The sequence below is a fragment of the Anabaenopsis arnoldii genome (assembly GCF_028331025.1).
Taxonomy (GTDB): domain Bacteria; phylum Cyanobacteriota; class Cyanobacteriia; order Cyanobacteriales; family Nostocaceae; genus Anabaenopsis; species Anabaenopsis arnoldii.
The window spans coordinates 1-13,668 of record NZ_JAQMUH010000084.1 but is presented as its reverse complement, the minus strand read 5'-3'; the positions used below and the strand labels follow the sequence as shown (position 1 = coordinate 13,668).

General features: G+C 41.5%; 12 protein-coding genes, 1 tRNA gene and 1 pseudogene. 7 read left to right on the top strand and 7 right to left on the bottom strand.

What is annotated here, in order from left to right:
- Positions 1-136 precede the first annotated feature (136 nt).
- Positions 137-334: pseudogene (locus PN457_RS06740) on the top strand (hypothetical protein); the annotation flags it as partial.
- Here the strand turns inward: PN457_RS06740 and truB are convergent.
- The 4 genes from truB to PN457_RS06720 form a co-directional block, all read right to left on the bottom strand.
- Positions 321-1,217, bottom strand: coding sequence for a tRNA pseudouridine(55) synthase TruB (gene truB, locus PN457_RS06735; protein WP_271732185.1), 897 nt, complete (start codon positions 1,215-1,217; stop codon positions 321-323). The pseudogene PN457_RS06740 and the gene truB overlap by 14 nt on opposite strands.
- Before the next feature lie 21 nt (positions 1,218-1,238).
- Positions 1,239-2,153 carry a DMT family transporter gene (locus PN457_RS06730; RefSeq protein ID WP_271732184.1) on the bottom strand — a complete coding sequence of 305 codons (915 nt, stop codon included), beginning with the start codon at positions 2,151-2,153 and terminating at the stop codon, positions 1,239-1,241.
- A 20-nt stretch (positions 2,154-2,173) separates the two neighbouring features.
- The gene (gene ligA, locus PN457_RS06725; RefSeq protein ID WP_271732183.1) at positions 2,174-4,213 is read right to left on the bottom strand and encodes an NAD-dependent DNA ligase LigA; all 2,040 of its coding nucleotides are present in this window, start codon (positions 4,211-4,213) and stop codon (positions 2,174-2,176) included.
- 418 nt (positions 4,214-4,631) lie between these two features.
- On the bottom strand, positions 4,632-6,197 hold the full coding sequence (locus PN457_RS06720) for a DNA methyltransferase (protein WP_271732182.1): 1,566 nt from the start codon (positions 6,195-6,197) through the stop codon (positions 4,632-4,634).
- Between the two features lie 201 nt (positions 6,198-6,398).
- Between PN457_RS06720 and PN457_RS06715 the strand changes: the two genes are divergently transcribed.
- On the top strand, positions 6,399-7,853 hold the full coding sequence (locus tag PN457_RS06715) for an AAA family ATPase (protein WP_271732181.1): 1,455 nt from the start codon (positions 6,399-6,401) through the stop codon (positions 7,851-7,853).
- Here PN457_RS06715 and PN457_RS06710 read toward each other — a convergent pair.
- Positions 7,850-8,854: an anti-sigma factor antagonist gene (locus tag PN457_RS06710; RefSeq protein WP_271732180.1), complete on the bottom strand. Its 1,005-nt coding sequence runs from the start codon at positions 8,852-8,854 to the stop codon at positions 7,850-7,852. The two genes, PN457_RS06715 and PN457_RS06710, sit on opposite strands and share 4 nt — an antisense overlap.
- Positions 8,855-9,076: 222 nt before the next feature.
- On the opposite strand from PN457_RS06710, the gene PN457_RS06705 reads away from it, so the two are divergent.
- Positions 9,077-9,850 (top strand): 7-carboxy-7-deazaguanine synthase QueE, encoded by a 774-nt coding sequence (locus tag PN457_RS06705; RefSeq protein WP_271732179.1) that lies wholly within the window; start codon positions 9,077-9,079, stop codon positions 9,848-9,850.
- Positions 9,851-9,910: 60 nt separating this feature from the next.
- Here the strand turns inward: PN457_RS06705 and PN457_RS06700 are convergent, their stop codons facing one another.
- Positions 9,911-10,549 carry a DUF3318 domain-containing protein gene (locus PN457_RS06700; protein WP_271732178.1) on the bottom strand — a complete coding sequence of 213 codons (639 nt, stop codon included), beginning with the start codon at positions 10,547-10,549 and terminating at the stop codon, positions 9,911-9,913.
- Between the two features lie 226 nt (positions 10,550-10,775).
- On the opposite strand from PN457_RS06700, the gene rsfS reads away from it, so the two are divergent.
- From rsfS to PN457_RS06680, 4 genes are all read left to right on the top strand, one after another.
- Entirely contained in the window at positions 10,776-11,228 is a 453-nt protein-coding gene (rsfS, locus tag PN457_RS06695; protein ID WP_271732177.1) for a ribosome silencing factor, read from the top strand.
- Positions 11,229-11,233: 5 nt separating this feature from the next.
- Positions 11,234-11,734: a CGLD27 family protein gene (locus tag PN457_RS06690; protein WP_271732175.1), complete on the top strand. Its 501-nt coding sequence runs from the start codon at positions 11,234-11,236 to the stop codon at positions 11,732-11,734.
- 83 nt (positions 11,735-11,817) lie between these two features.
- Positions 11,818-12,771: an asparaginase gene (locus PN457_RS06685; protein WP_271732174.1), complete on the top strand. Its 954-nt coding sequence runs from the start codon at positions 11,818-11,820 to the stop codon at positions 12,769-12,771.
- Between the two features lie 48 nt (positions 12,772-12,819).
- Positions 12,820-12,896 (top strand) — tRNA-Met (locus PN457_RS06680).
- Positions 12,897-13,071: 175 nt separating this feature from the next.
- Here the strand turns inward: PN457_RS06680 and PN457_RS06675 are convergent.
- Positions 13,072-13,668, bottom strand: a 597-nt coding sequence (locus PN457_RS06675) for a group II intron maturase-specific domain-containing protein (protein ID WP_271732172.1), incomplete at its 5' end; no start/stop codon positions are given.

Sequence of the window (13,668 nt, the reverse complement as noted above, 5' to 3'; positions counted from 1 at the left end):
TTAAATGGGGCGTACAACATATTAAGAAAAGCAGTCCTGAACGCTTTTGCAGACGGGATAGAGGGGTTAGGAGTAACTCCAATCAGGTTTACCCCTGGTAAAGTGACTTTGTAGATTTGTCTATAATTTCACAAACTCTTTACGTTCAATTGCGGGTCGAGCTTCCCGTGATCGTGACTGGGAATATGAACCAGAAGTATGGTTAGCTCTGTGCCGAATGCTGTTATCTTTTGCTGAGTCTGGATATTTGGGTTACAAGGAAACTTTGTTAGAGTTTCCCCTATCCCAGGGTGAAATTCCGGCTGTATTAAAAGATGCGGCTACTTGGGATTGACTACTGTGGTCGGTACTAACAGGCTATCTTCTAGTTTCCCTATACCGAGAAAGCAGGTGTCTTGATTGTACACTCTGGCTATGCCGGCAAAGTCCCCATTTAGGGTGATTTTTTGCCCCTGACACCATCTTACAGCCGGTATATTGGGTAATGTCACTGATGGCAAATGTTCTAAAGGTACATCTGGGGAGATGGGTTGAAATGTCCCTGTTTGTAGTTGTGTTTCTAGGTCACTGAAACTGAGGCTATGTGGCAGGTTAAAACCGCTACTGGCAGTACGTACTAAACCGGCAAGAGTCCCACCAGTTCCTAGGATAGCGCCTAAGTCACGAGCAATGGCTCTAATATATGTACCACTACCACAGGCGATCGCTACATCCAATTCGGGAAAATCTCCCCATCGCCAATCTAAAATTTCTGTGTGAAAAATTTCTACTGTCCGTTTAGGTACTTCCACGGTTTGACCTTGGCGCGCTAAGTCATAAAGGCGTTTACCATCAACTTGGATGGCGCTATAAATTGGGGGGATTTGCTCAATTTTACCTTGAAATTGTGCCAATGCCGTGGTAACTTGAGTCAATGTCAACCCTGGACAAGGTTCACAGCTAATGATTTCACCCTGTAAATCATCCGTTGTGGTCTGCACACCTAAGCGAATGGTCGCTGTGTAGGCTTTATTTTCTGGGAGATATTGTAATAATCTGGTAGCTTTACCCAGAGCGATAGGTAAAACACCCGTCGCAGCTGGGTCTAATGTCCCCGCGTGTCCCACACGTTTGAGTCGCAGAAGTTTGCGTACCCGCGCTACGCAGTCGTGAGATGTCCAGTCATAGGGTTTATTTAAATTCAGAAACCCTTCTAGGGGCAAATTTTGTAAGCTCATATATTATAATTAATCCTTAATCTAATTGCCTTTGCCTAGGGCGATCGCCACTGAACCAGTTACGACTAACAGTGCGCCTAATATGCCAATTACAGTTAAATGTTCTGTGGGCATCAGAGTAGGGTAAACTGTTGATAGGGTGGCAACGGCAATTAAGGTAATAATCGGGGCAATAGCTAACACTGCACTAACTCTTGATGCTGGCCAATGTTGTAATGATTCCGCAAAAGCACCATAGGCGATGAGGGTATTTAAACCACAAAACAGTAAAACTAATAATTGGGAACTGCTCAAGGTGACAATTTTTCCGGGTTGAGCAAAGGGGGTGAATAGTACAGCACATCCCCCATATATAATCACCATGATTTGAGCAGAGGACAGGGAGTTTAATAGTTGTTTTTGGCATAGGGCGTAAATAGCCCATGCTGCAGATCCTAGAACTATTAAACCACTACCAAGGATATATGTTCCCTGGACTGTAATTAAACTCAGTTGCTCATGGAAAAATATCATATATCCAGCAGTGAGGATACTCACCCCTATCCATTGATGCACTGTATAACGCTCTCGGAAAATTACCAAACCACCTAAACTTAATAATAGTGGCGCTAATTGAATCAAAACCTCAGCGTTACCCGCAGAGGTGAAGGCTAACCCTTGCATAAATAACAGGTAGTTAAATCCTAAAAATAGGGTGGCGATCGCTAATAATACCCCTGAACTAGAGCGCAATTTTTGCCAATCGGGTAATTTACCCCCCAATCCTAACAGTACAGCTAGGACTACAAAGGACAACAAAAAGCGAAACCATATAATAGTATAGACATCCAGAACTCGTAAACTTATAGTCAGGGCGATCGGTAAGATTCCCCATAACCAGACTGTTAATAACGATAATCCTAAACCTAAACGCCAACGACCGGAACTTTGATGCATAAGTTAACTGCTGGGGAGTGTCAAGTTTGTAATATCTCTAACAACTGGGATTCAGTCAACTGAGGAATTCCTAAAGCTTCTGCTTTTGCTAACTTAGAACCCGCATCTTCACCCACAAGCAGATAATCAGTTTTTTTGCTGACTGAATTAGTTATCTTACCCCCGGCTGCTTGAATTAACTCTTTAGCCTTATCTCGTGTTAAAGTTGGTAATGTCCCCGTAATTACTAAGATTTTACCAGCTAATTGGGAACTAACCTGAGTCACTGTTTTTGTTTCTTCCCTGGTAGCTAGTTGTAGCCCTGCGGATTGCAACCGGGTAATTAACAATTGATTAGCATCAATCCTGAACCATTGATATACAGATTGGGCAATTTCCGCACCAATACCATAAATACCAGCAATCTCCGATTGTTTAGCTGTGGCTAACTTTTCTACGGTGGGGTACTTCTGAGTTAATAATTGGGCATTGACATTACCCACGTGACGGATACCTAAACCATATAGTACCCTAGACCAGGGTTGATTTTTTGATTGGGCGATCGCCTTGATTAATTTCTCTGCTGATTTTTTCCCCATTCTTTCTAATGCACATACATCACTTTCTGTCAAGTCATATAAATCAGCGACAGAACCCACCAAACCCCTATCCACAAGTTGATAAACTGACTTTTCCCCCAGACCTTTAATATCCAAAGCATCCCGACTTACCCAATGTTCAATTCCCCCTTTGAGAATAGCGGGACAGGAAGCATTAACACAGCGGGTCACCGCTTCACCCAATTCTCTAACCACCGGTTGACCACAAACTGGGCAATGGGTGGGCATAATAAAAGGTTGAGCATCATCTGGACGCAGTTCTGGGAGTACCCGCACCACCTCCGGGATGATTTCCCCAGCTTTACGCACAATCACAGTATCTCCAATGCGGATATCTAACTGCATAATGCGATCGCTATTATGTAAAGTAGCGCGGGAAACCGTAGTCCCAGCTAATTCTACAGGGCGCATTTCAGCCAAAGGCGTTAACGCCCCCGTGCGTCCCACATTCACAGAAATATTTTCTACCCTAGTCGGCGCTTCTTCTGCTGGATATTTTAAAGCAATAGCCCATCGGGGGAACTTCTGGGTAAAACCTAGGTGTTCTTGTAACTTAAAAGAATTTAACTTGACTACTACCCCATCAGTCATGTAAGGTAAAGATAGGCGTTCTGTGTCCCAATATTGGTAATATGCTGCTACCTCAGTCATAGAACCACAGAGTTTATGATTGGGATTCACAGGAAAACCCATAGTTGCCAATAACTCTAAAGCTTCCCATTGGGTATTAGCAATACTTGCATCATCCATCCCGGAAATGTGCAAGGTATAAGCAAAAAAATCTAACCGTCGCTGGGCGACAATGCGGGAGTCTAATTGTCTGAGTGTACCAGATGCAGCGTTGCGGGGGTTAGCAAATAAACTCTCTCCTGATTTTTCCCTCTCGGCGTTAATTTGTTGAAATACCTCCAAAGGTAAAAACGCCTCCCCCCGGACTTCCACCCGGTTGAAACTTTTAGACCCAGCAAAATGTAACTTTAAGGGAATTGAACGAATTGTCCGCACGTTTTGGGTAATGTCTTCACCCACTACCCCATCACCACGAGTTACACCCCTAACTAAAACCCCATTTTCATAGGTTAAAGCCAAAGCTGAACCATCAATTTTTAATTCTGTAACGTATTCTACCCCATCTATTATATGAGGTGCTTGTCGTCGCCAGCGTTTATCCCATCTTTGCAATTCCTCAAGATTGAAAGCATTCTCTAAACTGTAGAGAGGAATGTGATGACGTACAGAAGTAAAATGTGTCGCTGGTTTCTCACCCACGCGCTGGGTGGGACTGTCTGGGGTCAGTAATTCAGGATAGTTAGTTTCTAGTTCATACAATTCTCTATATAGTTGGTCATAGACAGCATCCTCCATCATGGGCGCATCTAGGACATAATAAGCATAACTAGCCTGTTGCAACAACTGGCGTAGTTCTTCTATATGTTTTAGTTCCGAGTTAATCTCTGTCATGGGACTGTAGAAATATCCACTATATAGGATGATTAGGGTATTCTTCCAGGTGACTCGGGTTGCTCAGGTTTAATAGTCGCTGTCAGCTACACATAGACCTTTACATTTTATGCCATTGGTGGCAGTCCGATGACAGTGAACACAGAGAACTTTTTCTTTAATGTTGTTTGTATCCGTGCTTGGCTGTAATTTATCTTCTTGGCTGGGTGATTTTACAGTCATAAACCATGAAATAATTTTAGGACTGTTTCCATTTTATCAATATTTTAGAGGTTATTGCATAAGTTTTCAGCCGTAATTTTCATCACATCTTTACCCCATTTAATCCCTTAAATCAAGTCCCTCCCATCAAGAGGGGAGGGTTAGGGTGGGGTCAAACAATATTTGATACACTAATCATAAATTTTCCAACATCCTCTTATAAATCCAACTCCGTTTGACTTACTTTAACTTCCTTCTGCTTCTCCGCACTTCTAAGCACTTCATAACTTAAACGGATATTTAACCTTTGCTTCTGCTCCAGAATATCCGCCACCGTCACAATCTGGATTTTATCACAACTATGGCTCATGTATTTATTTTGGTAAAATCCCGCCTCTTTTGCAGTCTTAAGCATCTGACTAGTGGGAGGTTCTAGAGTTATCAATATGGCAATACTAGCATTTTGTAGGGTCATTGTTCCCAGTAAATCTCGGATATCTCCTGATTTTACTTTCCCTGATTTGACTTGAAAAATCATTTTCTCAGGTTGATCATTACCTTGGAAATAAACGATCCCATCTACACCTTTATCAGCACCTTTTTTGTTGTTAATTACTGCTCTGTTGTTAGTGTAAGTTAAAATTGCCCATTTCTCAAATTCTTTACGGGTGCGATCGTCTGTTTTGTTAGCTAATGCGATCGCGCTTTCTATATCTTTGGGTATACCATGCAGATTTATGGTTTCTAATACTCCCTTCCCAAAACTATCTTCTAATCTTTTTAAGATTAAGCTAATACTTTGATAGGTAATATCAATCCCTATCCATTGGCGTTCTAGTCTTTGGCTGACTGCAACTGTTGTCCCACATCCACAATAGGCATCTAGTATGATATCATTTTCGTTAGAACTCGCTTTGATGATTCTCTCTAGTAGTGCTTCTGGTTTTTGCGTAGGATAACCTAAACGTTCTCTGGACTGAGAATTAATGATTGGTAAAATAATAACATCTGGTGAAGCAACCAAAGGTTTCTGTCTAAAAATAATATTCTTATATTTTTCAGGTTTTAATTTACCTTGTCTAACCGCAGCATCATATTTGTCTTGATTATATACAATTAGTTGAGAGTATTTCCCCTTGTCTGAATGAATTACATTACTATCCCAACCCCTTTTAACTTTTATTTGCTGGGAATCGCTCATCTCAACTTCTGTTAAGTTGAATGTATGGTTATTAGATTTGGAATAAAATAATATAGTATCATGCATTTTTTGGAATTGACTTTGAACGTTTGTCCATCTGCGATAATGCCAAATAATTTCATTTCTAAAATCACCACCCTGAGAACAAAAAACAGCATCTAATACTAACTTTAAATAATGACTCGCATTAGGATCGCAGTGTAGGTAAAAACTACCCGTAGGTTTTAAAACCCGGTGAATCTCCGTGATTCTTAAAGTCATACTCACTAAATAAGCAAGTAAACTACCCTTCCCTAAAACATTCCTTAACCCAGTAATTAAATCAATACATTGCTGAGTAAATAAACCATGGTAATTAGTAATAATTTCCTCTATTCCATGTATGGCGTGGTCGTCCCATTCCCATGTATCTATAAATGCTTGAGCTTGGGCTTTATCTTCTGAGCCAATATTATTGTAAATTTGATTGTAATTGCGTTTAGAATTAAAAGGCGGGTCAATATAACACAAATCAACAGACTCATCTTTTATATAGCGTCTTAAAACTTCTAAATTATCTCCATAATAAAGTTGATTAACCATGATGTTTCTGTGGTATGCTGCTTTGCTTGGTTTAACCCTGATTAACCCTTTTTATACTTAAATCGTTTTTTGCTATAGTAGAAAATACCTGATATTATCTGACGTTATATTAAAAAATATTAACTAAATACCTGAAAAAACCTGATTATATCCTGGGGAATTAAGTTATAATTCCTACAGGTGCTACTGACTCTAAGTTTTATGAATGTTACGGAAATTTTACAATTTGTAGATAATTTAGTCTTTACTGAAACAGAACAGCATTTAGATGATTTACAAAAAAAGATTATTGAAGAGGTGTTTAAAGGGAGAACTTATAAACAAATTGCAGAAACCTATGATTATGATGAGGGTTATATTGGTGATGAAAGTCGCAAGTTATTTAAAATCTTATCTCAACACTTGGGAGAAAATATTAATAAATCTAATTTCTGTTGGACTTTAGAACGAGTAAGAGATTCTTCTAATTGTTCTCAACAAATTCTTAATTATGGAAATAATAATATTACTTGGTATTCTAATTATGAAAAACCCCTTCATCCCCAAAATCAACCACCGAATCAACCTGATAACACTGAAAAATCTATAAAAACTTATTATGATTTAAAGCTAGCGCCAAAAGTTACCCAGTTCTACGGAAGAGAACAAGAGCTAGAATTATTACAAGACTGGACATTAAATGATCATATTCCCTTAATAGCCATATTGGGACAAAGGGGAACTGGGAAAACCACCTTAGTTAAAAGGTTTATTGATATCAACTTACAGAAATTTGAATTAATTATCTGGAGAAATCTTAAAATATATCCATCTTCCGTGAATGAGTTATCACATCAAGTCATTACAGAATATTCGGGAACTATCACACCTAATTTACCAGATAAATCTCTGATCTACCAATTTTCCCAGTTATGTCGCGAGCAAAAGTGCTTAATTGTCTTTGATGATGTCCAAACCCTATTTACTCGCGGTGAATTTGCAGGAAAATATCAACCTCAATATCAAGATTATCAAGGGTTATTTCAGATGTTCACGGAACTAGAACATCAAAGCACTATAATTCTAATTAGTCAAGAACAACCTCCAGATATTCGTTGTAGAAATCAGGAATTATTCCCCAGTTCATCTGTAAGTAAGTGTTGGGAATTGTCGTGTTTATATAATATAGACTTTCTCCAAAGTATGGGTTTAACATCCCATTCGGAACAGGAATTAATACAACTAATCAAACTTTATAACGGTAATTTTATTTATCTGGGCGATATTGCTGGTTTAATCAGCAATTTATTTGCTGGTAGTGTGAGGGAGTTTTTAGGGGAAAATAACCTAGTAATTACTCAAGATATGAATATTTATTTAACTGAGTTATTCCAGAGATTATCACCTATAGAACAGAAAATAGTCTTAGGAATGAGTAAATCTCAACAACCTGTATCTAGGGAATATTTACGGAAAAATTTATCACTGTCATCTACAGAGTTAATCAATGGCTTACAATCATTATCTCAGCGTTATCTGATTAAAAACATAGCAGCGGATACAGTCATGTTTAGTTTAGATTCAGTGTTTCTGGGTTATTTACAGCAATATATCTTAGATCCCCGACTTCTGGAAGAAGTCGGGGATATGACTACTAAACTAAGTAAAGTTACTTAAGCTGCGCCACTGTTTTTATTAAATAAAATGGCGATGGTTTTGAGAATTAAGTTAAAATCATATAGTAAGCTCCAATTTTTTTGATACTGCAAATCTAGGCGAATCACATCCTCAAAACTGCGTACCTTAGACCTTCCATTAACTTGCCATTCTCCCGTCATACCGGGTCGGACATCTAAACGCTGCCATTCTGGCACTTCGTAGCGTTCTACTTCGTCGGGTGTGGGTGGTCTAGTACCTACTAAGCTCATATCTCCCCGGAGGACATTCCAAAATTGCGGTAGTTCATCTAGGCTGGTACGCCGTAAGAACTTACCTACTTTTGTAATTCTGGGGTCGTTCTCGTTCTTAAAAAATGCTCCCTCAACTTCGTTCTTAACTTGGGATTTTTTCGCCTCTGCATCTACGCACATGGAGCGAAATTTCCAAATTTTAAACTGTTTTCCCATCCAACCGCAGCGGACTTGACTAAAGAAGATGGGTCCGGGGTCATCGAGTTTAATTGCTAGGACTATGGGTATAAATAAAATTCCTGTAATTACTAAACCCACTGTTGCGCCGATAATATCTATAAATCTTTTCATCCAAGATGCTATTGAGGGATGAGTCTGTGGTAATTGTTCCAGGCGCTGGTTAGGTGTGAGGTTTTCAGCTTCTGTAATTTCCCTGCTAGACTCTATGGGAAAGACTTGATCTAGCCCTGTGAGGTTGAGTACGGCCATTACCTGGGGGGTAATATTCCGCAAGGTTAAACTAATCCCTTTTACACGGGTCTGTTTGAAGTTACTGACTAAGGCTCCTAAGCCACTACTATCCATAAAAGTAGTTTGCTCAAAATCAATAATAATCTCTTTGGGAGGGGTGTCTCCTTGAATTAAATCCTCACAGGTCTGTTTAAAGCTAACCGCCTCAAGTACGCTTAACCGGGCTGGTATCTGCACTATTACAGTTTCCTGGAAGGAAGTTACTAAAAAGTCTTCCTGTGTGAGTTGGGTAGTCATGAGGCTCCGCACTTTCGTTTCTATCTAAATTTCGGCCGGGAAAAATTGTTTTGTCCTAGCAGGTTACCTAACTTTGTCTGATATCTGTGGACTGAAGGATTCAGAAGTTAGTTGATGAAGATTAGAGCCGATATTGCCCGCGACGATTCACAATAGAACAAGAAGTAAAGAAAACATACCCGCTTTTGTGCCGACGCAGCGCGATCGCGTTACTCATATCCCATGACTGCTAAAACTACGGTAAAATCTACAGCACGCCTGATGGAGGTCTTTTCTGCTATTCAAGGGGAAGGATTTCATGTTGGGACCCGTCAACTTTTTATTCGCTTTGCTTTATGTGACTTGCGCTGTCACTTCTGCGATAGCGTTCATACTTGGAATGCACCGGTTAATTGTCGCATAGAGCGATCGCCTGGATTGCGCGACTTTGAATTTCACTCTAACCCTGTCCCTCTCACCACTTTAATGGCATGGGTGGAACGGCAAAATTTACCTTTTCTCCACGATAGCATTAGCCTTACTGGCGGCGAACCCCTGCTTCATGCAGCCTTTTTAAAGGAATTTTTGCCCCCGGTGCGATCCCTTACCCAATTGCCTATATATTTGGAGTCTGGAGGACATCGCCCAGAACAGCTGGCTATGATTTTGCCCTATCTGGACTCTGTGGGTATGGATTTAAAACTGCCTAGTGTCAGCGGTGAAACCTATTGGCTAGAACATACAAACTTTTTACAATTATGCTTTGATGCACAAGTTGAGGTTTTTGTCAAGATAATTATTTCTGAGAATACAGACCCGGCGGAGTTGCAACGTTCGGCGGAATTGGTGGCGGGTGTGAGTCCAGATATTCCCATATTTTTACAACCAGTGACACCTTTGGGGGGTGTCTTAGCACCTACTCCCCAACAGGTTTTATTATGGCAAGCTATGATTAAACCTTTGGTACCCCAGGTTAGGGTTGTACCTCAAACCCACAAGATGTTAAATCAATTGTAAGTTACACGTCTATTTTTTGGTAATTTTTCGGGGGAGTTTGCCGCCCCCCTGTTTTTACGGTCAGCCTTCGTCGCTGCTTCTAGATTTGGCTTTGGCTTTATTTGCACTGCGTTTGAGGGCAGATAGTCGGTTTTCGTAGCGAGTCCGTTGGCGTTTACTAGGTGTTGTGTCAATCATGGTTTTTAAGGCGCTTCCTAGGCTCTTGTAGGCGTTGGGTAAGCTATAACCAAAACGGGTCGCTAGGGCGATCGCTTTTTCGTCCGCAGCAATTAATTCTCTGATTTGCTTTTCGCCATTATTTTTTTGATATAATCGCCACCCGGAAACTCCACATAGGGCTAGGGCTAATACTAGCAATAATCCATCCTGTACCCACAATTCACCCACGGCACCGCCTAACCCAATGGCTAATGCTGCCATTTCCCAACCATCTTTAGGAATTGTATCATTTTGAATCCGCGCTACTTCGTGCCAAAACAATAGATTGCGCTGATCCATTGCTAGAGCATCCCATTTCACCAAGTCAATTTGAATTTCTACTTGGTCTTTACTAATTTCTTCACAGCGGATTAGGGGTGGGTTAACTTCGGTTGTTCCTTCAACTGTCACCCAGCTTTGTAATTCCGGCGGTAGTAAGCCTTTTAAGCGCCGCAGTTCGCCCATTTCTGCTCTAGCAAAGGAGGTTGCGTAGGATGTCATAAAATCCAGCCCTAGAAAAATTCAGTATACTTTGGAGTATAGCTATTTCAGTGATGATTGGCCTGATCACTGGTTAGCTCTGTTAATGTGCATTTTAAACCAGAAACCCCGTTTTTTTGTTAGGATGCAAAAAAACCAACACATCACACTTGCCAGGCAGTTTGTTGGCAAGTAGGTCGGTGATTGGGTAGAATTGTAACACAATGGACAAAACACCTGAGGTTTAATGTCTGATTATTTCCAAGGAAATTTACCATTACAGTCCGTTTCCCAGATCAAAAGTGCAATCCGGGGACTTAAGGCTGAAACCAAAGAGGTGAGTGAAGATTTGGCGGCGACTATCGCCGCTGCTGCTGAGGAACGTAAGGCGGGTGATATCTTAGTTCTTAGGGTGGCAGATGTCTCTTATCTGGCTGATTACTTTGTGATCATGACCGGTTATTCTCGCGTACAGGTCAGGGCGATCGCCAATGCTATTGAGGCTCAGGTAAAGGCTGATTGGCAAAGGCTACCTCTCCACAGTGAGGGTAAGGTTGATGCTAGTTGGGTGCTGCTCGATTACGGTGAGGTGATTGTTCATGTCATGATGCCTACAGAGAGGGAATTTTATAATTTAGAAGCATTCTGGGGTCATGCAGAACACGTTTCTCTGACAAGTTCTCAACAGGGTGGGGGTTAGCTAACATGATTAGGCCTTCGGTTTCTTATTGTCCAGTTCCTATCGAGCAACAACCGCTCAATGAATATGAACAGTTAAAAACATCTTGGCTATTTTGTGATTGTATCTTGAATAGGCGCGATTATATCACAAGGCTGGTGGGGATTTGGAGTTTGTCTTGGTTGGTGGCAGGTCCAGTGGCCGCGGCTAGTTTCCCCCCACATAAACATCTGGCCCATTTTCTCCTCTGTGGTTCCGCAGGTGCTAGTGTGGGGGTGATTTTGGTGCTGGTTCGGTTGTTCTTGGGCTGGCTTTATATTCGCGATCGCCTCTATAATCCCACTGTGTTTTATGAAGAGTCGGGGTGGTATGATGGCCAAACTTGGACTAAGCCCCAAGAGGTAATTATGCGCGATCGCTTAATTGTCTCCTACGAAATTAAGCCTATTCTCCAGCGGTTAACATTTACTGCCGCTGTCTTGGCGGGAATGTTTGCTATTGGTACTATAGTTTGGCAATTCTCATAAATCTTTATCTGGTCATTGGTAAGTTACCAATGACTAACAATTAAATCATCTAATTCATCACAAAAGGTAATAAATTTTCACCCATGACAATGGGAAAACGCACTCAAGCCATACCTCTGGAAGTCCGTCTCCTACGGGAAGGAATTGTCGAATCTCGCCATATAGTCCAGGCTGTTGTCTGCGATGAACGGGGACGGGTGCTGTCTGTGGCTGGTAACTCTGAAACTACCGCCTTTGTCCGCTCCGCACTCAAACCTTTTCAAGCACTGGCAGTTACTACTACAGGCACCCTAGAACGCTATAATCTGAGCGATCGGGATTTGGCTATAATTACCAGTTCCCACAAGGGAACCATCCAACAGGTCAGACAAGTCTTTAATGTTCTCTGGCGCGCTGACCTTGACCCCCAATCTCTCCAATGTCCCCAACCTGAAGGTAAAAATAGCCCCCTAGAATATAACTGCTCCGGTAAACACGCCGGGATGTTAGCTGTTTGTCAACAACGCCATTGGCCTTTACACAACTACTTAGAACGTAAGCACCCCGTACAGCAGCTGGTTTTAGGCAAAGTCGCCGAACTGCTACGTATGCCGGCCGAGGAGTTCCTCAGCGCCCATGATGACTGCGGCGCTCCCACCTATTTAATGCAAATCAGTCAAATGGCCTCCTTATATGCTCTGTTGGCTTCTAGTAGCAATGTCGATATGGAGCGCATTGTCCGGGCTATGACTCATCACCCCGCCATGGTAGCCGGTGTAGGGGAATTTGACACCGAACTCATGGGTTTAGCCCCCGGCGAACTCATCAGTAAGTCAGGTGCCGAAGGAGTGCAATGTATCGGCAGGCTGGGGGAAGGTATGGGGCTAACTATTAAGGTCATGGATGGGGCAAAACGCGCTAAATATGCCGTGGCTATTCACCTACTGCAACAAATGGGTTGGATTAGTCCCAGCGCCGCCCAAAGTCTGAGTGAGCAGTTTATGATTTTGGGTAAATACAAGCGTTTAGAAGTCATTGGAGAATTATCATTTTTATAGTTGACAAACTTCTGGCTTTATGGTTATACTGTAAAGGTCAAGAAGCGACGCGGGATAGAGCAGCCTGGTAGCTCGTCGGGCTCATAACCCGAAGGTCAGTGGTTCAAATCCACTTCCCGCCACCACATCAAAGATAAATAAGACCCTGGTTACTTTATTGTTCCCAGGGTTTTGTTTTACTTAGGACTAGCTCAGAAAGTCTTTTCGTGGGGGTAGGGAACAGGGAACAGTTTCAGCTATCTGTCATCCCTAAATTTTCTGATTATTAAACTAAGCCGGTCAGTCACCCAACCGACTCGTCTACAAAACCGTACGTGAGACTTTCGCCTCATACGGCTCCTCAATGATATGGTTCTTGTCATGAATACCTGCAAGACTTCCATCACTGGCTGTCTTTCTGTCGTGGCAATGTCTGTGTAATAGTTGTAGGTTTTTATATTCATCTTTTCCACCTTTGGAGATGGGTAGGATGTGGTCTACTTCCATTACATCACCGTCCTTAAAGTAATGCCCACATTCTGGACATTTACCCTTTTGCCTTTTAAGTAGGGTCGCTACTCTTTTATTGGCTTCAGGATGGTTTGTCATTCTTGAACTCCAATATACCCAATTACCGTCAAATGGTGAGGCATTGCTTTTAACCTTAACATGACGTACAATAGGAGTTTCTGGGTGTCTATACAGTTTGATGAATTTATCCTCCGTCTTAACTGCAAATTCCCAGTTATTACCTCCAATGGTATGCCAATACTTATTGGTTATCCATTTATCAGCTTTATTGGGGTGTCGGCGCTTTGCCCATCTGTACAATCGTTGATAAACCTGATTAGAGATACTATTGAAGATTTCTTTACTTACTACTGATGAGTAGTAATTACACCATCCTTTAATTATCTG